This is a genomic window from Stenotrophomonas sp. FR024 (genome assembly GCF_047500745.2).
In the GTDB taxonomy this organism is placed as follows: domain Bacteria; phylum Pseudomonadota; class Gammaproteobacteria; order Xanthomonadales; family Xanthomonadaceae; genus Stenotrophomonas; species Stenotrophomonas maltophilia_A.
Genome location: NZ_JAXAXM020000007.1, coordinates 14,266 through 38,825, shown reverse-complemented (window position 1 = coordinate 38,825; position 24,560 = coordinate 14,266). Strand labels below are relative to the sequence as shown.

The following is a 24,560-nucleotide window of genomic DNA, read 5'->3' as shown; positions in this document are numbered from 1 at the left end:
CATCGACCTCGAAAGGACTCGCCCGCATGACCACCTTCGACAGCACCAAGCTGCCACTGAAAGATCTCCTCAAGGACATCGTTGACGGCAAGATCCAGCTGCCCGACTTCCAGCGCGGCTGGGTCTGGGATGACGAGCACGTGCGCAGCCTGCTGGTCAGCCTTGGCCGTTCATTCCCGGTCGGCGCGGTCATGCTGCTAGAGACGGGTGGCGCGGTGCGCTTCCAGGTGCGTCCTGTTGAGAACGTCCCGCATGAAGGGCTGCTGCCTCCGGAGAAGCTGATTCTGGACGGGCAGCAGCGCCTGACGACGCTCACCCAGGTACTCAAGCTGTCCGGTCCGGTGAAGACCACGACGGACAAAGGCAAGCCGGTCGATCGCCACTACTACATCCATATTCCCACCGCATTGGCGGGGCCAGACCGCCTGGACGAGGCGATCATTGCCACCGACGGCACGCGTCAACAACGCAGTGACTTCGGCCGCAGGCTGGACCGGGATCTTTCCACACGCGAACTAGAGTGCCAGCAGGAGTACTTCCCGTGCTCGGAAATTCTGGAAGGCATGGGGTGGCTTCAGGATCTCTATCAGTACAACGCCGCTGCGGTACCGCAGTTCTTCGAGTTCAAGAAGCAGGTGCTCGATGCCTACAACGAGTATCAGATTCCACTCATCGTGCTTAAGAAGGAAACCAGCAAGGAAGCTGTGTGTCTGGTCTTCGAGAAGGTCAATACGGGCGGCGTTCCGCTGTCGGTATTTGAGCTGGTCACCGCTACCTATGCCGCCGATGGCTACAACCTGCGCGACGATTGGTATGGCAGCCAGCAACGCGGTGTTGTTTCCCGGCAGAAGCGGCTGGCAAGGGAACCGCTCCTGAAGAGCGTGGAGAACACCGATTTCCTGCAGGCCGTGACCATGCTGCATACGCTGGAGAAGCGACGCGCCGATCTGGCCGCCGGAAAGAGCGGCAAGCAGGTGACACCCGTGAGCGCCAAACGCGCCTCGGTGCTGGAGCTTCCACTGGAAGCCTATCAGCGCTGGGCGGACGTGGTGGAGCAGGGCTTCATGCGTGCCGCCAAATTCCTGCGCCATGAGTGCTTTACCTCCCCGCGTGACCTGCCCTACCGCACCCAGTTGGCACCGCTGGCTGCGGTACTGGCGCTGATCGGTGCGGATGAGCGGTGGCGCGAACCGCAGACCCACCAGAAGTTGGCTCAGTGGTACTGGTGCGGCGTGCTCGGTGAACTGTATGGCGGCGCGGTGGAAACGCGCATTGCCAATGATGTGGAGGAGTTGCTGGGCTGGATTGAGCAGGATGCCCTGCAGCCACGAACCATCTCCGATGCCGCCTTCCAGATCGATCGCCTGGCTTCGCTTGCGTCAAGATTGAGTGCCGCCTACAAGGGCATCAACGTGCTGGTACTGCGCGAGGGTGCGCAGGATCTGTACTGGAAGGGGCGAATCCGCGACCTTGAAGCCGACGAGATCGCATTGGACATTCATCACATCTTCCCGCGTGACTGGTGCGAGAAGCAGGATATTCCGCGCCGTCGCTATGACTCGATCATCAACAAGACGCCGATCTCCTACAAGGCGAATCGCATGATTGGTGGCTCAGCACCGTCCCGCTATCTGTCTTCGCTACAGGCACACAAGCAGGTGCAACTGGATGACGCTGGCATGGATGCTCTGCTGGCGAGTCATCGCATTCCTGCGGAAGCCCTGCGCGCAGATGATTTTGAAAGGCTATGGAACCAGCGCCAACTGGCTCTGTTGGCTCTGATCGAAGGTGCGATGGGCAAGAAGGTGGCGGCACCAATTGAGGCTGACGCCTTGGCGTGATTACCGATGGGCGTGCCAACCAAGGTTGGCACCTACCGGTAGTGCCGGCTGCTGGCCGGCACTACCGAAGCAGCAGCTTCAACAACCCCGCAATCTTCGAATACGGCGGCCGCAGCCGGTCACTGGCCGCCCAGCGCGACTGCCACAGTACCGGCAGCCGCTTGCTCATCGCATCGAACCCGGCCCGGCCGTGGTACGCGCCCATGCCGCTGGCCCCTACCCCGCCAAACGGCAGGCCATCGGCGGCGAAGTGCAGCAGCGTGTCATTCACTGTCACCCCGCCGGCCACCACCTGGCCGAGGATGCGCTCCACCGTGGCCCGGTCATGGCTGAAGGGATACAGCGCCAGCGGCCGGTCGCGCGACAGCACGTCGGCCAGCGCCGCATCCAGATCCGGGTACGCCCGCACCGGCAGGATCGGCCCGAAGATCTCCTCGCGCATCAGGTCCAGGTCGTCCGGCGGGTCCAGCACCACAGTGGGCACCAGCAGCCGCTCGCGGTCGGCGCGCGCATCATCCACCTGCGCCAACGGAATCACCGGCACGCCGCGTTCGCGCGCCTGCGCCAGATAGCCCTGCAGGCGCCGGTACTGGCCTTCGTTGATGATGCGCGTGTAGTCGTCGGCGCTGCTGAAATCGCCGTAGCGCTCGCGTACCTGCTGCTGCAGCGCCTGCACGAACTCACGCTGGCGCGCGGTGTCGATCAGCACGTAATCCGGCGCGATGCAGGTCTGTCCGGCGTTGAACCATTTCCCGGTGGCGAGCCGCGCGGCGGCTTTGTCCAGCGGGAAATCGCGGCAGACAATCGCCGGCGACTTGCCGCCCAGCTCCAGCGTGACCGGCACCAGATGCTCGGCTGCGGCCGCCATCACCTTGCGGCCAACCGCCGTCGAGCCGGTGAACAGCAGATGGTCCAGCGGCAGCGAGGACACCGCCGCCGCCACATCCGCCCCACCCTGCACCACCGCCACGCGATCGGGCGGGAACACACTGGCCAGCAGATCGGCCAGGAATGCACTGGTGCGTGGTGTGTGTTCCGAGGGCTTCAGCAACACATGGTTGCCGGCGGCAATCGCGGTGGCCAGCGGCACCAGCGCCAGCGTGACCGGGTAGTTCCAGGGCGAGATCACCCCGACCACGCCCAGCGGCGTCGGCCGCAACTGCGCGCGCGCCGGCCACAGCCGCCAGCCGGCGCCCACCCGCTGCGGCTTCGACCAGCTGCGCAGGTGGCGGCGCAGGTGATCGATGGCCGACAGCACGCTCATGCCATCGGCCAGCTTTGATTCGGTGTGGGCGCGGTGGCCGAAGTCCTCGGCGATGGCCTGGGCCATTTCGTCCAGGCGCGGCTTCAGCGCCTCGCGCAGGCGGCGCAGGTCGGCGTCGCGCTGGTCGAGCGAAGGGCGCTGGGCCTGCCAGGCGCTGCGCAGGGTGTGCAGGAGGGCGGGAAGGTCGGCGGGGGCGGTGGTGGTCATGGGCCGATTGTAGGGTCGAGACGTGGTTGGCTCGCATGCCGACCTTCACGCCTTCGCACGGGGTCTCATTCGGACACCTCCCGACCGGCTTGCATACGTTCACCCTCGCATGCAAACCCGTCCATCACTAGGTCTTCTGCTGGTCGGTACGGTGTGCCGGGCATGACTGCGGCTCCGGCAATTGCAGCGGGGTCTTGATCGGGTACTCGGGGCTGCCGTAGGCATAACAGGAGGTGGTGACCTGAATCTCATCACAGGGCAGGAAATGCACGGTGATGCCACAGACGTCCTGGCCGGTGTAATCCGGGACGGGGACGACTTTGCTGTGCCTGCGCTTTTGCGCCAGGATTTTCTTCTCCCACTCCAGAACTTTTGACCAATCCTCTGTCCCAGGAAAATCTCCCGAGCTTCCGGCACCCGTTTCCCAGTCAACCCGCACCTTCAGCCCCGGATACCAGTGCTCTGGTGCGCCGTAGCAGCACCCTCCACCGCCACCTTGGTACGGCCCAATGATGTCAACGGCTGAACGGCCATCGACACTGAACCGGTTGATCGCCCAATGAGTGTGGTTGACGCCATAGATCGCACTGGCATCCACGGCGTAGGAAGATAAGAGCAGAGGTGGGCCAGCAAGAAATGCCAGCGCCACGCGCTTCAAAACAAACATCATTGAAACTCCATAATGTATAGCCCTCATTTCTTGTCCGAGGGCACCAATGCCCTACTCAGGCGCAAACTCCCGCCTCCAGTCACGCAGGATCTCAACGTCCCGCGCGATCAGCGCCGATTCTGCTGCGGGCGCGTCGAAGAACTGTTCGCCCGACATCGGATTTCTCCTCAGGGGGAAGTTCCGATCACCTACGAAGAAGTGGGGCGTAAAGCAGTAGGGCTCATCGCCCGACTCCGTGGGCTGCTTCACCAACGTCGCGAACACGGCATTCGTTGGAGCGCTCGGTTTGGCGGCTGAACACCACGGATGCGACGAGACGATGTCCTGAATCCGCGCACCAGCCCGACGGAACTCCGTGGTACTGAAAACCTTGCCGAGAGAGACGCGATGCACCCGAAAGGTGCCGACTTCCGGTTGCGCCTCGACAAGCCATCCTGAGTTGTCATGCGATGTGCAACCGCAGTCGCAGGTCACCAATGTTGCGCTTGGTACGGCGTTGTTCCAGGACAGCCAGACATTCTCTGTCTTGCATAGTTGTTTGATCACGGGCGATCTTTCCTCGACTCGCAGGCTTCCCTGCGGTGCCGCACCGTCGGCAGCTACATGCGTTTCTGCGTCGGGCGATGACGCTGAGACAGTGATGATCGCTGCCAGAAGTACGCTGCGCATGCCCAGATCCGATTCGATGAATCGCCCATGCTATGGGACGCACTGGCGAACAAAGGGAATTCGGGCCATTTGCGTCATAAGTTGGCAGTTCTTGCTAGAAGCCCCAGTGTTCCGTGTGGCTGGATACGTCACCTCGCACCGGTACGATTGAGTACTGGGCTGATATGTAGATTCGTACTTGTTTCATTGCTTCACGACGTTAGCGTGCTGAAGGTGGTGTCCCACCTCCAAAAACATGCGTAGATGCGACGCGTATTTGCATTTCTGACCGGATGTCTTCTCATGCCCGGAGTTTCCGATGCCAGCGAGCAGTCCATTGATGTCGCGGCAATCGATTTGAACACCGAGCACGAACACATCCCATTGGTGGGCGACAGCCTGGCCGCCGTGGTCGGCGAGCTCGAGGGCGATGCCACACCCGGTGCCAGTATTGGCAGGGTGCTCGAGGCGCTTGCAGAGAGGCTTGAGCGTTCGACCTGCCGTGTACAGACCCCTGTCAATGACAGCTCACGGTCGTCCGGCGTGATCTGCAGCGGACCCGATGTAGACAGCCTCTTCCCGTATTACACAGCATTGCGGCAGGCGAAGACACCTGCAGAGCACGATAGTCGGGGCCGTCGCTTTCTGGAAGCCTATGCCACCTTGCTCAGGGATGCACCGGATGTCGCCCTCACGCGACCGAGCGAAGACGAGGCTGCAGATGGGTTGTTACATGTGCTCTTTCCGTTCGCGGCCTGGGACGAGAAGCTGAACATTCCACGCCATGACGTGCACTTCCCATTTGTTCCTGGGTGCAACCTCGTTGTCGCCCGCGCTGCGCGCTGCCCGGAAGCCGACCAGTTGCGCAGGCAGATCCGCCAGGCAGGCGATGAGAGCGCGCAGCGTCGGTTCTGCATCGAAGCGTTTTCAAGGCGGCAGTTTGAGCAGAGCGACGGATGCCCGGAGTAGCACGTCCTGCGGTCGGGGTCAGAGCCCTTTCGCATGCGAAAGGGATCCGACTCCGATCGCCGGCACATAAACAGAAAGGCCGCGGTCTGCACCGCGGCCTCTCCTTCATCCAATGAACATCATTCCTACTTGGTGATATCCACGTCCTTGGTCTCGCGCAGGAACAGGCCGCCGATCACCACCGACATCAGCGCGATGATGATGGGGTACCACAGGCCGTAGTACAGGTTGCCGGTACCGGCCACCAGTGCGAACGAGATCGCCGGCAGGAAGCCACCGAACCAGCCGTTGCCGATGTGGTACGGCAGCGACATCGAGGTGTAGCGGATGCGGGTCGGGAACAGTTCGACCAGGTAGGCGGCGATCGGGCCGTAGACCATGGTCACGTACAGCACCAGCAGCCACAGCATGAAGATCGTGCCGGCGATGTTGATGCGTGCGCCATCGGCCTTGGCCGGGTAACCAGCGGTGGTCAGGGCGGTCTTCAGCTCCGCACCGAAGGCATCAGCCTTGGCCTTGCCGTCTTCCTTGGTCAGGCCAGCGGCTTCATACGAAGTGACGCTGGCACTGCCCACGTTCACCATCGCCAGCGAACCGGCGGCGGCGGGCTGCACGTCGTACGGCACGCCGGCCTTGGTCAGCGCGGCGGTGGCCACGTCGCAGGAGCTGGTGAACTTGCGCAGGCCCACCGGATCGAACTGGAACGAGCAGGTGGCCGGATCGGCGACGACCAGCGCCGGCGAACTGCTGCGGGCTTCTTCGATGGCCGGGTTGGCGAAGTGGGTCAGGCCCTTGAAGATCGGGATGTAGGTGATGGCCGCCAGCAGGCAGCCGGCCAGGATGATCTTCTTGCGGCCGATGCGGTCGGACAGCCAGCCGAAGAAGATGAAGAACGGCGTGCCCAGTGCCAGCGCTGCGGCGATCAGCAGGTAGGAGGTGGTGGCATCGACCTTCAGCATGCTGCTGAGGAAGAACAGCGCGTAGAACTGTCCGCCGTACCAGACCACGGCCTGGCCAGCCGCCGCACCGAGCAGGACCAGCAACATCAGCTTCAGGTTGCCGCCCTTCAGGCTGTCGCGGAACGGGGTCTTGGAGCCCTTGCCTTCAGCCTTCATCTGCTGGAACAGCGGCGATTCGCTCAGCTGCAGGCGGATCCATACCGAAATGCCCAGCAGCAGGATCGACACCAGGAACGGAATGCGCCAGCCCCAGGCTTCGAAGGCCTCGTTGCCCAGTGTCATGCGGCAGGCCAGGATGATCAGCAGCGACAGGAACAGGCCGAGCGTGGCGGTGCACTGGATGAAGCTGGTGTACAGGCCACGCTTGTCGTCCGGCGCGTGCTCGGCCACGTAGGTGGCGGCACCGCCGTACTCGCCGCCCATCGCCAGGCCCTGGGCCAGCCGCAGGATGATCAGGATCACCGGCGCGGCGAAACCGATCGAAGCGTAGTTGGGCAGCACGCCGACCAGGAAGGTCGAGATGCCCATGATCAGGATGGTGACCAGGAAGGTGTACTTGCGGCCGATGCGGTCGCCGAGGCTGCCGAAGAAGGCCGCGCCGAACGGGCGTACGAAGAAGCCGGCGGCGAACGCCAGCAGGGCGAAGATCATGCCCGTGGTTTCATTGACGCCACTGAAGAACTGCTTGGCGATGATGGCCGCGAGCGAGCCGTACAGGAAGAAGTCATACCACTCGAACACCGTGCCGAGGCTCGATGCGAAGATGACCTTCTTGTGGCCCTTGGTCAGGGTGCCCGCTGGATTGTGCGGGCTTGATGCAGTGCTGGACATGGGACGTTTTCCCTCTGTAGATGCCGGCCTTGGCCGGCATTCAATCTAGGTAGGTGCCGACCGTTGGTCGGCACTCGATCAGAAGCTGTACTTCGTGGTGAACTGCAATCGGGTGATGTCACCCTTGTTGCCGTTCTCCACTTCGCGGCGGCCGTACATCAGCTCCGCACCGATATCGACCTTGGGCAGCGGCGAGTAGAAGATGTTGCCGCGGATGCTCTGCACGCTCTTGGTCACCAGCGGGCCGAGGATGCTGTCGTTGTCGTAGTCGCTGCGCGCGTAGATCAGGTTGGTGCGCAGCTTCGGCGAGAACGCATGCCGCCAGCCCACGTAGCCGGCAAGCACGCCGGTCGGGTTGAGCTCGTCGCGGGCAACGTCGTAGGCACTATCGGCGGTGATGCCCAGGCCGATGTAGCGGGCGATGCCTTCGCCGCCGGTCAGCTGGTAGTGCAGCGAATCGCTGTCGCCCATCACCCACTTGCCGCCCAGGGTCAGGCCGCCGGCCACCTTGTCGGCCTTGGCGCCGGTGGCCTGGTTGTCGACCTTCAGCTGACGGACGATGCCGCCGACACCGAAGGTGCCCCAGTCGCCCTTCCAGCCATAGCGCATGGTCAGATCAGGCAGGCTGCCACGGTCGGAGTTGGCGCTGGTGTTGGTCCAGGCGCCGGTGACCGGGTTGCGGGTACCGGTGAGCGTGGTGGTTTCCGGGTTTTCCAGCGCGACGCTGAAGCCGCCCTGGGTGTAGCGCACCTGGGCCTGGCGCACGAAGATCACGCCGTCGGTGGGGCCGACGAAGTCGACCGCTTCCGGCAATGCGGCCGCGTCCATGAAGTTGGACCAGGTCTGGCCGGCCATCCAGTTGTTCCAGTACATGTAGGCGTGGCGCAGGGTCACACCGTAGGTATTGGTCGCGGTCTGGTTGCCCAGCGAGTTGCCGAAGAAGTCCATCTCGAAGAACGCACCGGCCTTGTTGCCCGATTCGCTCACGTTGTCGATGCCCAGGTTGAAGCGCGAGAACTTGGCGTGGGCGTTGAAATCGGTGCCCGAGCGCTTGCCGCTGCCACCGGCGCCTTCCACCGGGGTCTGGCCCGGCAGGTACAGCGAGCGGCCGGTGGCGTCGTCGGCCAGCTGGCCATCGCTGGTCTGGGTGGCGAGGAAATCGGCCTTGATGAAGCCGCCGATCTTGACCGTGGTGCCCGGCGCGGCGCCCGGGGTGATGGTGGTGACCTGGATCGGCTGCTTGCCCGCCGGCATCGAGGCGACCGGCTTCTGCTCGGCCTGCACCGTGCGGACTTCGGTCACCGCCTGCTGGGTCTGGCTGATCTGGGTCTGTTGTTGTTGCTGCGAAGACAGCAGCAGCTGGACCTGGCGTTCCAGTTCGGCAACGCGTGCTTCCAGCGCTTTCTCTTTGGCGGTCTCAGCGAACGCCATGCCCGGTGCGACCAGGGCGACCAACAGGCAGGCCGCCAAAGGTTTGCGCACGGCTTTCAACGTACGGTGGCTCATGTTGCCCTCTCTCCCAAGTGGCAAGGTGATGCCGCGCGTGGGGCACGGTCGAGCCGAGACTGCGGGGCGATTATGTATAGCGGCTATTCGCCATTGGTCGAACCCGGCCCTGCTGGGCGCTCACTTTCGACCATGGTCTAACCAGAGTGGTGACGCGGCCGGGGGTGGATGGGGCAAACTGAAGGGGATCGGTCGCTGCGATGCTGCGACCGCACATACAAAGTCAACGTGCAAGTGAGGGTGCCATGGCTGATATCTACCCCGTCGATCCGCAGTTCGCCGCCAAGGCACGCATCGACAAGACGTCGTACGAACAGCAGTACCAGGCGTCGGTGACCGACCCGGATGGTTTCTGGGGCAAGGCCGCCGAGCGCCTGCAATGGATGCGCAAGCCGACCAGGATCAGGAACGTCAGCTACGACCTGTCCGACTTCCACATCAAGTGGTTCGAAGATGGCGAGCTCAATGCTAGCGTGAACTGCCTGGATCGCCAGCTGGAAACGCGCGGCGACAAGACCGCCCTGCTGTTCGAGCCGGATGGCCCGGATGCACCGGCGCAGCACGTGACCTATCGCGAGCTGTACGAGCGCACCTGCCGCCTCGGCAATGCGCTGCGCAACCTCGGGGTCAAGAAGGGCGACCGGGTCACCATCTACCTGCCGATGATCGTCGACGCCGCCGTGGCCATGCTGGCCTGCGCACGCATCGGTGCGATCCACTCGGTGGTGTTCGGTGGCTTCGCGCCGAACTCGATCGCCGACCGCGTCAGCGACTGCCAGAGCAAGCTGATCATCACCGCCGACGAGGGCCTGCGCGGTGGCCGCAGGATTCCGCTCAAGGCCAACGTCGATGCCGCGCTGAAGCTGCCGGGCACCAATACTGTGGAAACCGTGCTGGTGGTGCGCCACACCGGCGGTGCGGTGGACATGCAGGCCCCGCGCGACCGCTGGTTCCACGATGTGGTGGACAGCCAGCCGGCCACCTGCGAACCGGAACGCATGAACGCGGAAGACCCGCTGTTCATCCTCTACACCTCCGGTTCCACTGGCAAGCCGAAGGGCGTGCTGCACACCACCGGCGGTTACCTGCTGTACGCGGCCTACACCCATGAAGCGGTGTTCGACCTGCGCGAGGACGACATCTACTGGTGCACCGCCGACGTCGGCTGGGTCACCGGCCACAGCTACATCGTGTACGGGCCGCTGGCCAACGGCGCGACCTCGCTGATGTTCGAAGGCGTGCCGAACTACCCTGACACCTCGCGCTTCTGGAACGTCATCGACAAGCACAAGGTGAGCATCTTCTACACCGCCCCGACCGCCATCCGTGCGCTGATGCGCGAAGGCGAGGAGCCGGTGAAGAAGACCTCGCGTGCGTCGCTGCGACTGCTCGGCAGCGTCGGCGAGCCGATCAATCCGGAAGCCTGGCGCTGGTACTACGAGGTGGTCGGCGACAGCCGCTGCCCGATCGTCGATACCTGGTGGCAGACCGAGACCGGCGGCATCCTGATCTCGCCGCTGGCCGGCGCGATGGACCTCAAGCCGGGCTCGGCCACCCTGCCCTTCTTCGGCGTGCAGCCGGCGCTGGTCAATGCCGATGGCGAGATCCAGGACGGCCCGACCGAGGGCAACCTGATCATCCGTGATTCCTGGCCGGGCCAGATGCGCACGGTGTACGGCGACCACCAGCGTTTCATCGATACCTATTTCCGCACCTACCCGGGCAGCTATTTCACCGGTGACGGTTGCCGCCGCGACGAAGACGGCTACTACTGGATCACCGGCCGCGTGGACGATGTGATCAACGTGTCCGGCCACCGCATCGGCACCGCCGAAGTGGAAAGCGCTCTGGTCTCGCACCCGAAGGTGGCCGAAGCGGCCGTGGTCGGCTTCCCGCACGACGTGAAGGGCCAGGGCATCTATGCGTACGTGACGCTGGTGGCCGAAGAGGCGCCGACCGATGAGCTGCACAAGGAGCTGATTGCGTGGGTGCGCAAGGAAATCGGCCCGATCGCCACGCCGGACCACCTGCAGTGGGCGCCGGGCCTGCCGAAGACCCGCTCGGGCAAGATCATGCGCCGCATCCTGCGCAAGATCGCCGAGAACGCACCGGACCAGCTTGGCGACACCTCGACCCTGGCTGATCCGTCGGTAGTGGCGTCACTGGTGGACGAGCGCAAGGTGCGCTGATGTACGACCGGGGTCGGATCCCTTTCCGCAAGGAAAGGGCTCTGACCCCATCTGCTTTCCCCCACGGTTCCCCCCGACCATGACCACCCTCCTGATTGCCGATGACCACCCGCTGTTCCGCGAAGCCCTGCGTGGGGCGGTACAGCGGGTCATCCCCGGCGTGCAGCTGTTCGAAGCCGACAGCGTGGAAGCGCTGTATGCGCTGGCCGACCAGCACAACGACGCCGACCTGGTCCTGATGGACCTCAACATGCCCGGTGCGCAGGGTTTCAACGCGCTGGTGCACATGCGCTCGCTGCATCCGCACCTGCCGGTGGTCGTGGTGTCCGCGCGCGAAGAGGCGACGGTGATGCGCCGCGCGCTCGACCACGGCGCGCTGGGCTTCATTCCGAAGTCTGCGGATTCGGACACCATCGGTCACGCACTGGGCACCATCCTCGATGGTGAGACCTGGGCGCCGCCGGAAGCGCACAACGTGCCGCCCACCGGCAGCGAGGAACGCGAAGTCGGCCAGCGCCTGCGCGAGCTGACCCCGCAGCAGTTCCGCGTGCTGCAGATGCTGGGCGCCGGCCGCTTGAACAAGCAGATCGCCTACGACCTCAACGTGTCCGAAGCGACGATCAAGGCCCACGTCACCGCGATCCTGCGCAAGCTGGGCGTGACCAACCGCACCCAGGCCGTGCTGATGGCCGGCAAGCTGGCGATCGACGACGACGCCATCGTGCTGCCGCCGGAAGAAGACTGAAGGTAGTGCCGGCCGCTGGCCGGCAATCCCCTGAAACGCGCGACATCATCTGAACCCGCATTGGTAGGTGCCAAGCTTGCTTGGCACGCTTTTGATGGTGCACCTGCCGGCCAGCGGCCGGCACTACCAGGCACCGCTGCGCTCTCGATATAGCCATCGCTATACAAACCAGCCCTGCCTGCGCGTTTCGCTGGAAATGCGCCATGCGCGAATCGCGATGCTAAGCTGCGCGTCCCCTTGGGGAGTAGCCGGATTCCTACGCAGGAATCGTCCACGTCAACATACTCGGCCAGTGCGCCGTGGCGTGGACAACCATGATGGTTGGCGAGACCAGCGGCCCGCGCGCGCAACGTCAGGTTGGGCGCGAGCGCAGGCCGTGCGTCCGTCCTAGCCCGACCTCAGCCGCCGCCCATGTCCCCCATTTCGATCCTCCTGATCGGCTTTGCCATGTCCACCGATGCCTTCGCCGCGGCGATCGGCAAGGGTGCGGCCATGCGCAAGCCGGTGTTCCGTGATGCATTGCGTGCCGGCATCATCTTCGGCGTCATCGAGGCGATCACGCCCATCATCGGTTGGCTGCTCGGCCGCGCCGCCCTGCAGTACGTCGAAGCCTTCGACCACTGGATCGCCTTCGGCCTGCTCGGCGCACTGGGCATCCACATGATCTACAACGGCCTGCGCCCGGACAGTGCCGACGAGGACGAAGACCCCTCGCAGCACCACGGCTTCTGGAAGCTGGCGCTGACCGGTTTCGCCACCAGCATCGACGCGATGGCGGTGGGCATCGGCCTGGCTTTCATGGACGTGCATATCGGCGTGATGGCAGCGGTCATCGGCCTGTGCACGCTGACCATGGTCACCGCCGGCATCATGCTCGGCCGCGTGCTGGGCAGCATGGTCGGCAAGCGTGCCGAGATCATCGGCGGCGTGATCCTGGTGATCATCGGCGCGACGATCCTGTACGAACACCTGCACGGCCTGGGGTAACGCTTCCGCGATTACGTGGTTGCCGGCCAGCGGCCGGCACTACCTGACGTCACATCCACGCATGGCGTGGATCTACTGCGCATCGCGCAGCGCGCCCAGGAAGGCGCGCAGCGAGGCCGGCTTGATCGGCTTGGTCAGCACGCGGTAGCCGCGTTCGCGCGCCATCCGCTTCAGCTCGTCGCGACCATCGGCAGTCAGCAGCGCGCCAGGCAGCGGGTAACCGGCTGCCTCGCGCAACGCCACCAGCGCATCCAGGCCGTCCATGCGGTCGTGCAGGTGGTAATCCACCAGCATCACCTGCGGGCGCTCGGCGATCTTTTCCAGCGCCTGGTCGACGGTGGCGGCGGTGATCACCTGCACCTGCCAACGGCCGAGCAGTGCGCGCATGCCGTCGAGGATCTCCTCGTCGTTGTCCACGCACAGCACGCGCAGGCCAGCCAGCGAATCGCTGCGTACCGGTGCGGCCACCGCCTGTACCGGCGTGGCCAGCTCGGTATAACCCGGCAATGGCGCCACCCGCGGCAGGATGATCGAGAACATCGAGCCCTTGCCGACCCGGCTGCGTGCGTTCAACCGATGGTCGAGCAGGCGCGAGATGCGCTGGCAGATCGACAGCCCCAGGCCCAGGCCCTGCTCACCCCAGTCGAACGGCTGCTGGTAGCGGTGGAACTCGTCGAAGATCTGCCGCATGTGGTGCTCGGGAATGCCGGGCCCGGTATCCCACACCTGCAGCTCCACTTCGTCGCCGCGCTGGCGCACGGCCAGCACGATGCGGCCCTGGCGGGTGTAGCGCAGCGCGTTGGCCAGGAAGTTCTGCAGCACGCGGCGCAGCAGGCGGCGGTCACTGCGCACCCATGCCGGGCGTGCGAACAGGTCCAGGCGCAGACCACGGCCGGCGGCGACCGGGGTGTACTGCGCGGCCAGCTCACGCATCAACGCACTCACGTCGAACTCGCCGATCACCGGGTGTAGGCCACCGGCATCCAGCCGCGATACGTCCAGCAGGCCATCGAGCAGCTCTTCGGCCGCACGCAACGACGCATCCACACGCTCGGCCAGGTGCTTCTGCTCATCGCTCACGTGATCGCTGTCGCGCAGCGCAGAAGCGAACAGGCGTGCGGCGTTCAGTGGCTGCAGCACGTCATGGCTGATCGCTGCCAGGAAGCGGGTCTTCGACTGCTGCGCGACCTCGGCTTCATGCGAGCGCTCGGCCACGCGCTGTTCCAGCGTCTCATTGGCTTCCAGCAGCGCTTTTTCCGCGTGCTTGTAGTCGGTGATGTCGTTGTAGCTGGTCACGTAACCGCCGCCGGGCAGCGCCTGGCCGCGCATCTCGATCACCTTGCCATCGCTGCGGGTGCGCTCGAACACGTGCGGTGAACCGGCACGCATGTAGCCGATGCGGCGGTTGATCTGCACTTCGATATCGCCCTCGCCCAGCTCGCCGCGCTCGGCGTTGTAGCGGATCAGGTCGGCCACCGGGCGGCCCACGTAGAGCATGCCGTCGGGGTAGCCGAACATGTCCTGGTAACGCCGGTTCCAAGCGGTCAGTCGCATGTCCGGGTCGACCACGCTGACCCCGGCGCTGATGTTCTCCAGCGTGGTCGACAGGATTTCGCGGTTGAAGCGCAGCTCCTGCCCGGCTTCGTCCAGCACCGCCACCACTTCGCCCAGATCCATGCCCGAGCCACGCAGCAGGCTGGTCAGCAGCAGGCGTGCCGATGCCGCACCGATCGATGCGGCCAGCAGGCGCTCGGTGAACTGCACCCACGGCCGGTCGGCAGGTGCCGAGGATTGCAGCTCACGGCCCAGTGACTGCGCCTGTTCGAAGAACGAACGTCGTGCATGGCGTTCACCCACTACGCGCGAAGCCAGCGCCAGCAGATCGCCCACGTGCACATGACCGGGCCAGCCACCGGCCACCGACGGGCGCTCGGCATACGGGTCGAGGAAGGGTGCGGCACGCAGCCGCTCGTCCACACCGGGCCGCCAGCGCGCGGACACCAGCATCATCGTCGCCGCGTTGACCAGCAGCGACCAGAACGTGCCGTGGGTCAGCGGGTCCCAGCCGGTCATGCCGAACAGCTGCTGCGGGCGCAGCCACTCGATGCCGAACGGGCCGTGCTGCACCCAGCCAGCATCGACCCAGCCGGCCATGGTCATCGCCGGCAGCAGCAGGGTGTACAGCCAGGTGGCGAAGCCGAGCAGCATGCCCACCTCGACGCCGCGCCGGCTGGCACCGCGCCAGTACAGGCCGCCGATCAGGCCGGGCGCGAACTGCGCCACCGCCGCGAACGCCATCAGGCCGTACGAGGCCAGCGTGCTGTCGTTGCTGCTGGTGCGGTAGTAGCTGTAGGCCATCAGCGCCAGCAGCAGGATCGCCAGGCGGCGGATCCACAGCACGCGCGAGGCGACGTCGGCGGCCTCCTGGTGGTCACCGCTCCGGCGCAGCAGCACCGGCATCACCAGATCGTTGCTGACCATGGTGGCCAGCGCGATCGACGACACGATCACCATGCCGGTGGCCGCCGAGAAGCCGCCCACATAGGCGATCAGCGCCAGCGCGTTGCGGCCCTCGGCCAGCGGCAGGGCCAGCACCATCGAGTCGTCGGCGACGCTGCCACCGGTGCCGAACAGGGTCACGCCGGCGGTGGCGATCGGCAGCACCATGCCCGAGATCAGTACCAGGTAGCCGCCGAACATCCAGCGCGCGCGGCGCACATCGCGCACATCGCCGCACTCGACCACGGCCACGTGGAACTGGCGCGGCAGGCAGATGATGGCGAGGAAGCTGAGCAGGGTCTGCGAGATGAAGCCCACCGGCGGCAGGCCGGTGAACAGCGTATGCACCGATTCGACCACCGCGTCGGTGCGGTTGCTCAGCCACAGGTAGGCGAACACGCCCACGGCCAGCATCGCCAGCAGCTTGATCACCGATTCGAAGGCGATCGCCAGCATCATGCCGTGGTGGTGTTCGGTGGCATCGACCTGGCGGGTACCGAACAGGGTGGCGAACAACGCCATCAGCAGCGCCACGTACAGCGCGGGATCGGTGAAGAAGCCAGTGGGGCCGGTGTTGCCGGTCAGTACCTGCAGGCTCATCGCCACTGCTTTGTACTGCAGGGCCAGGTACGGAATGATGCCGATCAGCGCGATGATCGCCACCAGCGCCGCCAGCCGCCGCGAGCGACCGAAGCGCGAAGAAATGAAGTCGGCGATGGACACCACGTTCTGGCTGCGTGCGATCAGCGCCAGGCGCTCGATGATGCGCCAGCCGAACAACAGCAGCAGCAACGGACCGATATAGATCGGCAGGTAGCCCACGCCGTTGCGCACGGCGGTACCGACCGCACCGTAGAACGTCCACGACGAGCAGTACACGGCCAGCGCCAGGCTGTAGACCACCGGCCGCAGCCACGGCCGGTCGGGGTACATCGGCCGACGGTCACCCCACCACGCCACGCCGAACAGCAGCGCGGCATAGGCAACCGAGACCAGCAGCAGGATCCAGCTGGAGACCACGCGCGCGTTTCCGTCGGAAGAACCCGCAGTGTAGGCCAGGCGTGGCCGGGGGTGCGGGCTCGTTGGGGGCAACCACCCCCACCAAGGTGGGGGCCTACGCGGTGCGGGCCACGACCATTGGTCGTGGCCGGCTTCTTACTGGGCCGGAACGCCCATTTCCTTCAGCAGTTCCGGCGCCGGGTAGACCTTGGCCAGCAGCCAGCGCAGGTAGCGCATGTCCACGTGCACGGCGCGCTTGTAGCGCGGGTCGAACCACCAGCTGGCGCTGACCGATTCCCAGTTGCTGTCGAAGTTCAGGCCGATCAGTTCGCCCTTGGCGTTGAGCACCGGCGAGCCGGAGTTGCCGCCGGTGGTATCCAGGTTGGTCAGGAAGTTGACCGTCTGGGTCTTCAGCGCCGGGTCGGCGGTGCTGCCGAAGTCACCCTTGGCGATCGCGGCCAGCAGCGGCTTGGGGGCATCGAACGGATAGGCGTTGGTGTTCTTCTCGACGATGCCGGCCACGGTGGTCACCGGCGAGTAGGTCACGCCGTCGCGCGGATGCAGCGCCTCGACCTTGCCGTAGCTGATTCGCAGGGTACGGTTGGCATCCGGGTACACCGCGCGGCCCTGCTTGGCACGCCAGGCGAACAGCGCCTGCATGTAGGCCGGGCGCAGGCGCAGCTGCTCGCCTTCGCGGGTCTTGCTTTCGTTCTCGATGCGCAGCTGCGCGGCCACCAGCGGGGCGGCCACGGTGATCAGCGGATCGGCAGCCAGCGCCTTGCCTTCGCGCGCAGCAGCGAAACGGGACAGGCGCTGTGCCTCCTCACCCAGCTGGGTGCCGGCGTACAGGGTGTCCAGTGCCTTCGCCAGCTGCTCCGGGGTACGGCCGAAGGCCGTATCGAACTCGGCCACGCGCTGCGCGTCCGGCAGCTTCTGGTAGCGGGTCAGCAGGGTGGTCAGCAGCGCCTTCTCGACTTCCGGTGCGTAACGGCGCTGAACCTGCTTGAGCACGCCTTCGATCATCGCCTGGTCGCGCTGCTGGAAACCACTCTCGCGCTGCGCGTCCGGCTTGGCCGATTCGATGCGCAGGCGTTCCAGCAGCAGCGCCGAGCGCAGCAGCTGGCTCTGTGCGGCCATCTGGTCCAGCAGCAGGTCACGCTCGCCCACCGCCGCACCCTGCGACAGGTTGGTCAGCAGCGCCTTGATGTCGCCCTGGTACTTGCGGTCGGTAGCAGCCAGCATCGCCGTCTCGTCGGCGGCACGCTGGGCCTTGGCGTCGCTGCGCAACAGGCCTTCCAGCTCACCGGCGGCGCGCTTGCGGTTGTTCTTCAGCGACTGCAGCTGCGAGGCGTAGCGGGTGCGCGCCTGCGCGTCCTTGGCACTGGCGGCCTCGATGGTGTCGATCATCTGCTGGAACACCGATACGCGGCGCGGCAGCACGGTATCGATCTGGCCAGCGAATTCGGCCGCGGTACGGTGGCGATAGGTGATGCCCGGGTAACCGGCCAGCATCGCGTAGTCACCTTCCTTCGGGCCTTCCACCGACATCTGCAGGTGCGCCGGCGCCTGGTAGGGCACGTTGTCCTTGCTGTACGCGGCCGGCTTGCCGTCCTTGCCGACATAGGCGCGCAGCAGGGTGAAGTCGCCGGTGTGGCGCGGCCACATGAAGTTGTCGATCTCGTCGCCGTAGTTGCCGATCGCACGCGGCGGCGCGTAGACCAATCGCACGTCGCTCAGTTCCAGCTGGGCAATGCGGTAGAAATCGGTGCCGTAGTACATGTTGGCCACCGAGCAGCGCACGCTGCCGTCCTTCTCGCACTCGGCCACGATCTGCTTGCTGGCCGCATCCACCGCATCGAAGTAGGCACGCCCGGTCTTGCCACGCGCCTGCGCCAGCACCTGGTCGGTCACCTTGTCGAAGCCGACGGTGACCAGCACGCGGAAGTCCGGGTTGGCCGGGCGCTCGTCGGCGCGGTCCCTGGCGATGAAGCCACCATTGATCAGGTCGTGCTCGGGCGAGCTGTTGTACTGGATCACGCCCATCGCCACGTGGTGGTTGGTCAGCAGCAGGCCGTCCGACGATACGAACGAGCCGGTGCCGCCACCGGCACGCACCACCGCGCTCAGCGGCGGTGCGGTGACATTGGCCAGGTCGGCCGGATTGCCCTTGAAGCCTGCGGCCTGCAGCGGCTTGGCCAGCTCCGGCAGCTGGGTCGGCATCCACATGCCTTCATCGGCGTGGGCGCCGGCGGCGAGGGTCAGGCCCAGGGCCAGGGCGGTGGGAAGGGCTTTGCGTGGTGACATGGGGCAATCCGGTACGACAGAACAGCCCGGGACCATAGCCGCTGGGGGCGGAAGGGGCAACGGCCGATGGTTGGGGGCGTCGTGCACGGTAGTGCCGGCCGCTGGCTGGCAACCCACGCAACTCGGGAGATACGGTGCAGTTGCCGGCCAGCGGCCGGCACTACCGCATCGTTACTTCTCCCGCCGCCAGTTGATCGACCCACGGTTTTCCACCGTGCTCGATTCCACTTCCACGTCGAAGCCGCGGCGCAGCAGGTACTTCAGCGTGATCACCGAACCGGCACCGACCAGCGACACGCCGTAACCGACGTACAGCTTGGGCGAGATGTACTTGCCGACGCCGATCACCGAGCCACCCAGCGCGCGCGACTGGCTCACGCCGGCATCGTCCAGGCCCAGCTTGGCACCCAGCTGCGAGGCCAGCAGGCCGCTGCCGGCCGACAATGCCGCCGAGGCCGCATTGACCTGCTGCGTCTGGTCGCTGCTGGCGCCGGTCAGGCTGCGTCCCAGCACCAGATAAGCCAGGGCTTCGGACTGCGACATCGCCGGGTCAGACCACACGTCCGCACGCGGCTGCTGCGCACGCCCGGTCACGTCGATACCCGCGGTGACATCACCGATCCGGCGCTCGGCACGGATGTTGATGCGCGGGTCGGACACCGCGTTGTAGTTCCAGGTGAGGTTGCCGCGGGTGATGGTCAGGTCCTGCCCGTACGCCTTGTAGCGGCCACTCACTTCCAGCCCACCATTGGCGGTCATCTCGCGGCCAGGCTTGGCCCAGACCTGCATCTTGCCGGTCAGTGCGCCCTTCAGGCCGAAGCCGGTCATCTTCACCTTGTCACCGAGGCTGACGGTCAGCTCCATGTCCAGCGGCGAGGTACGCGACTCTTCCGGATCGGCCGGGTCGAGCACCACCACGTCTTCGGACACCGAGGTGCCGCGGTCCAGGCGCTCCAGATCGATGTCGGCCTCGGGCACGTGCACGGTGCCACGCAGCTCCATCGCGGCCTTGGCCAGGGTGAAGTCGAGGTTGGGATTGGCGACGATGCGCAGCTCGCTGGTGTTGGACAGCAGCACGTTGTCGCCGTGGATCTTCAACTGCAGCGGCTGTGCATCGCCGAACCACGACAGGCCACCATCCACGTACAGCGTGCCCTGGCCGGAGTTGGCCTGCGCGGTGATCTTGGCCGAACCATCGGGCTGGGCCACGAAGCTGCCCTTGCCCTGGTCGAAGGTCAGGCCGAGTGCCGGGAATTCACCCTTGAAGTTGCTCAGCTGCGCGTCACCGCCCAGCGAGGGCTGGCCACGCGTGCCGCGCAGGCTGACGTGGCCTTCGATCAGGCCGGTCGGTCGCACGATGTCCGGCGAGAACAGCTCCAGCCAGTACAGCCGCGACATGTTGAGATAGAGCTCGCCGTTCAACGGCGCGCTGGCTTCCCAACCGGTCTGCATCCTGGCATCGACGAAGCCGTTGCCCTGGAAGCCCATGCCCAGGTAGCCCTTGATGCTGGCCGGGGTCATGTCGAGCTTGAGCGAGAACTGGTCGTAGCGCACCAGCTCGCCACGGGTGGTGTCCCCCACGGCATTGCGGTTCTCACCCAGGCGCACGCCGCCTTCCTTCGAGCGCACTTCCACATGGCCTTCCCAGGCGTTGCCGCGCGGGCGGATCTGCGCATCCAGGCTGACATCGCCACGCAGGTAGATGCGACGGCCGGACTGTGGCGGCAACCACGGCTGCACCAGCGCCAGTGGCAGCGCATCACTGCGCACCACCAGGCCTTCGCGCGGCCAGTTGGCCTGTGCGCACAGTGTGCCGCTGCTGGCGGCGGCCAGGCAGGCTTCGCCCAGCGTGTAGTTGCTGCCGTTGATCGCGAACGCCGCCGGTGCACGCAGCGACCAGGCATCGCCCTTCACCGGTGCGATGCGCAGCGCGGCCAGCTCGCCGCGCCACTGCGCGCCCTGCTGGCGCACGCTGCCCTGCAGCTCGATCGCGCCCATCTCGTTGCGGGTCTGCGCGGCCAGGCGCAGGTTGGAGACACTGCCCTGCGCATCCACATTCAAGCGTTCCAGCAGCATGCCGGCATTGACCTGCTGGCCCTGGATCGCCAGCGTGCCGCTGTCGCCGCGCCACGGCAGGTGGCCCTTGATGCTCACGCTCTCGGCGCCGTAGCCGTCCCAGTTGAGGTTGTTGCCGACCAGGTCGGCGGTGATGTCCGGCGCATCGCGCGGGCCCTTCACCTGTACCTGGCCACGCAGGCCGCCATCGGCGCCCGGCAGCAGGTCACTCAGCTGCAGCGGTTCGAAACGCGCATCGATGTCGAGGCGGTCACCGACCTTGCCCGAAGCGGTCACCCGGCTGCTGCCCAGCGACAGCTTCAGGTCACCCTGGCCCTGCGCGCCCTGCAGCGCGAACTTGCCCTGTGCGTCCAGGTTGCGCTGACGCAGCACGCCCTTCAACGACGGCAGATCGACCGTGGCTTCCAACGTGCCGGCGGTACCCGGCGGTGCGTTTGCCGGCGGCGGCAGCTGGCGGCCCTTGGAGGCCAGGTTGCCGGACAGGCGGCCATTCCAGCCCGGCACGAAATAGCCGGGGTCGAAGTCCTTCAGCGTGGCCTTGGCATCCCAGTCCAGCTGCGGTGCCCACGCCACCTGGCCTTCCACCTGCAGCTGGCCACCCGGGGTCTGCGCCTGCAGCTGGTGGATCGACGCGGCCTGATCGTTGCCGCGCACATCGAAGTGCAGCTGTGCCTTCTGCGCGTCGCGCTCGACCTCGGCGCGGCCGATCGCCGCCCAGGCCTTCAGGGTACCGGCCAGGCCGAAGCGTGCTTCCTTCAAGGTGACCGGCACCGGGGCGCTGCCGGCGGTGTTCGGGTCCGCCGCTGGCACGTAGGTCAGGTCATGTGCGACCACCGAGAAGTTGAGCTTCTGCTGGTCTTCCTGGCTGAAATCGGCGGTGCCTTCCAGCCGCGCCTCACCGCCAAGACCCTTCACCAGCAGCGGTGAGACTTTCAGCACCTGGTCCTGCAGCGACACCACCGACGGTGCCAGTTCCAGTTCCTGATCGCCCTGTTTCACCTTGCCACGCAGGTTGGCGTTGCCGCCCTTGCCGGCGGCGGTGAAGTCCAGTGCCAGCGGCGCGATCGCCGAGCTGGCCAGTGCCGGCGACAGCAGCGCCAGATCCAGCTCGTCACTGCGGATGCTGGCGCTCCAGCTCGGATCGGTGCGGCCATCGAACACCAGCATCGCGTGCAGCGGCTTCGGCGCGCGCCCGGCTACGGCCACTTCCATGTGCGACAGGTCACCGCGGGCGACCAGGCCGACGGTGGCGGCCGTGCGGCCACGCGGCGCCGGCAGCACCGCGGTGACGGTTACATCGGTGTCGTAGTCCTTGGCCGGGATGTAACGACCCTGGGCGGTGAAATTGCCCATGTCGCTGTCCACCACCAGTTTGTGTGCCTGGAACTCGCCATTGGCGATCTCGATGCCGCCGCGCACGCGACTGATGTCGATCACCGGCTCGTTGGCCTGGCTGATGCGGAAGCCGTCGATGACGATGGCATCGGCCTGGATCGCCAACGGCATTTCAATCTGCGGCAGCGAATCGGGCCACGACGGCAGCTTGAACGGCTCGTCACTCTTGGCCAGGTTCAGCGTCGCGTTGGTCAGTTCCAGCTTGTCCAGCAGCAGCTTGCGGCCCAGCAGCGGGCGCAGGTCCGGCTCCAGATGGGCGCGCTCGGCGTGGAAATGGATGTCGTCGTAGCGGAAGTCGACGTTGTACAGGGTCAGCGGACCGGCCACCGGGCCGTCCACCTTGTCCCAGGTGAAGCTGGCGCCCACCGGCAGCCGTGCCACCACCTGCGCCAGCAGCACGTCACGCCCGGCCACGGTCTGCAGCAACCAGTACACCGCCAGCAGGGCCAGCAGCACCAGGCCCAGCACGCCCACACCGGACCAGGCCCAGAAGCGGCGGCGGCGGTAGAAGCGCACGCGCGGCGGCGTGGTCGGGTTCGGAGTGGGTGCGGGCGTACTCACAGGTCCGCTCCGATGTTGAGGTACAGCTGGAACTGCGAATCCGGGTTGTTCAGGCCATGCGCGATATCCACGCGCACCGGGCCCACCGGCGATTTCCAGCGCACGCCGAAGCCGACGCCGGTATGCAGATCGATGGTGTTGTCGAAGGCGCTGCCGGTATCGACGAACACCGCCGCACCCCAGGGGCCACCATTGAAATAGTGCTCGTACTCGGCCGAGCCGATCACCAGGTTCTTGGCGCCCAGCGCGTACTTGTCCGGTGCCGGGGTCCGCGGGCCCACCTCGCGATAGGCATAGCCGCGGATGCTGCGGTCACCACCGGCGAAGTAGCGCAGGCTGGGCGGCATCGCCACCAGATCACTGGTCCAGGTGGTGCCACCTTCGCCGCGCAGGATCAGGCGGTTGCTTTCGCCCACCGGGATGTACCAGCGCAGCACGGCATTGGCCTGCACGAAGCTGGTGTCCGAACCGGCACCTTCAACGCCGGCACGCATCGTCGCAGTACCGCTGATGCCCTTGCGCGGGAACAGTTCGTCATCGACGTTGACGTAGTCGGCGACCATCTGCGGGTACACCAGCGTCGACGTGTTGTAGACCGCGTCGGTGAATTCGGTGCCGGAGGCATAGCGCCAGCGCTCGCGCAGCGCGTTGATGGAGGCGATCGCGGTCCAGTGTTCGTTGATCTCGCCGCTGCGGCTGGCGATCAGCTTGAAGTTGCGCAGGTCGATGTAGTCGGTCTGCTCGTCGTAGGCGCTGGCAGCGAAGGTGTACCAGCCATCAAGCCAGTTGAAGGCCGGAATGCGGTAGCTGGTGACCAGGCTCTTGCGCTTCTGCGCATAGTCCAGCTGCGTGTTCATCTTGTGGCCGCGGTTGTTCAGCCACCGCCGTTCGATGCCACCGCGCACACCCGGGCCACTTTCGCTGCCGTAGCTCAGACCCGCGGTGTAGATGGTGCGCTTGGCACGGGTCAGCTTCACATCCACCGGCACTTCGCCGTTCGCATCGGCCTGGTCGGGCCGCGGCTGGATGTCGATCACGCTGAAGTAGTCCAGCTTGGTCAGCGACTCGCGCAGCCGGTCCAGCTTGCCCTCGTGGAAGTAGCTGCCCTGTTCCCAGTACACCAGCGGATCGAACAGCTTGTCGACGAAGTAGTCCTGCTCGAAACGCACCGGGCCCATGTTGTAGCGGCGGCCGCTGTCCCAGGTCAGGTCGATGTCGGCGGCGTTGTCGGCACGGGTGATCTGCACCTGACGCTGGGTGTAGTCGGCATCGAAATAGCCACGTTCGGCCAGGCGACGGGTGACGGTGATCTTGCTGGCTTCGTACTGCGTGTGTTCGAAACGCTGGCCCTTGCGCGGCTTGAACGCGGCCAGATCGTCCTGCAGGTACTGGTCGTACATCGCCGGCCCGGTGATGTCGATGTGCTCGCGGCGGACGGTCACCGGGGTGCCCTTGTCGACATGGATCAGCACGCGCACGTGCTCGTCCTCGCGCGGCGCCTCGACCTTGATCACCGGGTTGTAGTACCCGAACGGTTCCAGTGCCTGGCGGGTCTGCCGCTCGGCCTGTGACAGCAGGTACTCCAGGCGCGATTCGCCCTGTTCCTTGCCGATCGTGTCGTACAGCGACAGCGATTCCTGGATGTTCTCGATGATTGCGGCGTCGTCGCCCTTGTCCAATCCCTTGATGTCCACCTTGTCGATGGTGCCGCGCGCGTGGGCCACGGAGGTGGCGGCCAGCGACAGGACCATCAGCGGCAGGGCGTATTTCTTTGGCTGCATGCGGCACAGCATACCGACCGAAGGTGACGATGCGAAATGCATCACGTCATTGGGGATCGGTTGTTAAGTGGCGGTCAAAATACGCGCCTTTGTGGCGATCGTCGTGATCGCAGCCGAGGATGCCGGCAT

At 65.7% G+C, this 24,560-nt stretch carries 14 protein-coding genes and 1 riboswitch; of the genes, 5 read left to right on the top strand and 9 right to left on the bottom strand.

Features of this window, described 5'->3' with window-relative positions:
- Nucleotides 1-26: 26 nt before the first annotated feature.
- A complete protein-coding gene (locus ACMZ91_RS09700; protein ID WP_414578270.1) occupies nt 27-1,841 on the top strand; it encodes a GmrSD restriction endonuclease domain-containing protein in 1,815 nt (604 codons plus the stop codon).
- A gap of 61 nt (nt 1,842-1,902) precedes the next feature.
- Here the strand turns inward: ACMZ91_RS09700 and ACMZ91_RS09695 are convergent, their stop codons facing one another.
- The 3 genes from ACMZ91_RS09695 to ACMZ91_RS09685 all read right to left on the bottom strand — a co-directional run bounded on the left by ACMZ91_RS09695 (nt 1,903) and on the right by ACMZ91_RS09685 (nt 4,651).
- Nucleotides 1,903-3,312 carry a coniferyl aldehyde dehydrogenase gene (locus ACMZ91_RS09695; protein WP_414578268.1) on the bottom strand — a complete coding sequence of 470 codons (1,410 nt, stop codon included), beginning with the start codon at nt 3,310-3,312 and terminating at the stop codon, nt 1,903-1,905.
- 127 nt (nt 3,313-3,439) lie between these two features.
- On the bottom strand, nt 3,440-3,979 hold the full coding sequence (gene tli1a / locus ACMZ91_RS09690; RefSeq protein ID WP_414578266.1) for a Tli1a family immunity protein: 540 nt from the start codon (nt 3,977-3,979) through the stop codon (nt 3,440-3,442).
- Nucleotides 3,980-4,033: 54 nt separating this feature from the next.
- The gene (locus tag ACMZ91_RS09685; protein WP_414578265.1) at nt 4,034-4,651 is read right to left on the bottom strand and encodes a hypothetical protein; all 618 of its coding nucleotides are present in this window, start codon (nt 4,649-4,651) and stop codon (nt 4,034-4,036) included.
- 282 nt (nt 4,652-4,933) lie between these two features.
- Between ACMZ91_RS09685 and ACMZ91_RS09680 the strand changes: the two genes are divergently transcribed.
- The gene (locus ACMZ91_RS09680; protein ID WP_414578263.1) at nt 4,934-5,599 is read left to right on the top strand and encodes a hypothetical protein; all 666 of its coding nucleotides are present in this window, start codon (nt 4,934-4,936) and stop codon (nt 5,597-5,599) included.
- Nucleotides 5,600-5,724: 125 nt separating this feature from the next.
- Here ACMZ91_RS09680 and ACMZ91_RS09675 read toward each other — a convergent pair whose 3' ends face one another.
- Nucleotides 5,725-7,389: an MFS transporter gene (locus ACMZ91_RS09675; protein WP_414578261.1), complete on the bottom strand. Its 1,665-nt coding sequence runs from the start codon at nt 7,387-7,389 to the stop codon at nt 5,725-5,727.
- 78 nt (nt 7,390-7,467) lie between these two features.
- Nucleotides 7,468-8,895, bottom strand: coding sequence for a DcaP family trimeric outer membrane transporter (locus ACMZ91_RS09670; protein WP_414578259.1), 1,428 nt, complete (start codon nt 8,893-8,895; stop codon nt 7,468-7,470).
- A 245-nt stretch (nt 8,896-9,140) separates the two neighbouring features.
- Here ACMZ91_RS09670 and acs point away from each other — a divergent pair, with 245 nt between their 5' ends.
- From acs to ACMZ91_RS09655, 3 genes are all read left to right on the top strand, one after another.
- Nucleotides 9,141-11,084 (top strand): acetate--CoA ligase, encoded by a 1,944-nt coding sequence (acs, locus tag ACMZ91_RS09665; protein ID WP_414578257.1) that lies wholly within the window; start codon nt 9,141-9,143, stop codon nt 11,082-11,084.
- Nucleotides 11,085-11,163: 79 nt separating this feature from the next.
- Nucleotides 11,164-11,829 carry a response regulator transcription factor gene (locus tag ACMZ91_RS09660; RefSeq protein ID WP_006477308.1) on the top strand — a complete coding sequence of 222 codons (666 nt, stop codon included), beginning with the start codon at nt 11,164-11,166 and terminating at the stop codon, nt 11,827-11,829.
- A gap of 233 nt (nt 11,830-12,062) precedes the next feature.
- A riboswitch (yybP-ykoY riboswitch) is annotated at nt 12,063-12,152 on the top strand.
- An 88-nt stretch (nt 12,153-12,240) separates the two neighbouring features.
- Nucleotides 12,241-12,816, top strand: a complete 576-nt coding sequence (locus tag ACMZ91_RS09655; RefSeq protein ID WP_107433447.1) for a manganese efflux pump MntP — start codon at nt 12,241-12,243, stop codon at nt 12,814-12,816.
- A gap of 72 nt (nt 12,817-12,888) precedes the next feature.
- Here the strand turns inward: ACMZ91_RS09655 and ACMZ91_RS09650 are convergent, their stop codons facing one another.
- The 4 genes from ACMZ91_RS09650 to ACMZ91_RS09635 all read right to left on the bottom strand — a co-directional run bounded on the left by ACMZ91_RS09650 (nt 12,889) and on the right by ACMZ91_RS09635 (nt 24,443).
- Complete coding sequence (locus tag ACMZ91_RS09650; protein ID WP_088028076.1) at nt 12,889-16,335, bottom strand: hybrid sensor histidine kinase/response regulator; 3,447 nt, start codon at nt 16,333-16,335, stop codon at nt 12,889-12,891.
- Between the two features lie 135 nt (nt 16,336-16,470).
- Nucleotides 16,471-18,618: a S46 family peptidase gene (locus ACMZ91_RS09645; RefSeq protein WP_414578337.1), complete on the bottom strand. Its 2,148-nt coding sequence runs from the start codon at nt 18,616-18,618 to the stop codon at nt 16,471-16,473.
- A gap of 171 nt (nt 18,619-18,789) precedes the next feature.
- On the bottom strand, nt 18,790-22,650 hold the full coding sequence (locus ACMZ91_RS09640; protein ID WP_414578335.1) for a translocation/assembly module TamB domain-containing protein: 3,861 nt from the start codon (nt 22,648-22,650) through the stop codon (nt 18,790-18,792).
- A complete protein-coding gene (locus ACMZ91_RS09635; protein WP_080291770.1) occupies nt 22,647-24,443 on the bottom strand; it encodes an autotransporter assembly complex protein TamA in 1,797 nt (598 codons plus the stop codon). Before ACMZ91_RS09635 ends, ACMZ91_RS09640 begins: the two co-directional genes overlap by 4 nt.
- Between the last annotated feature and the right edge of the window lie 117 nt (nt 24,444-24,560).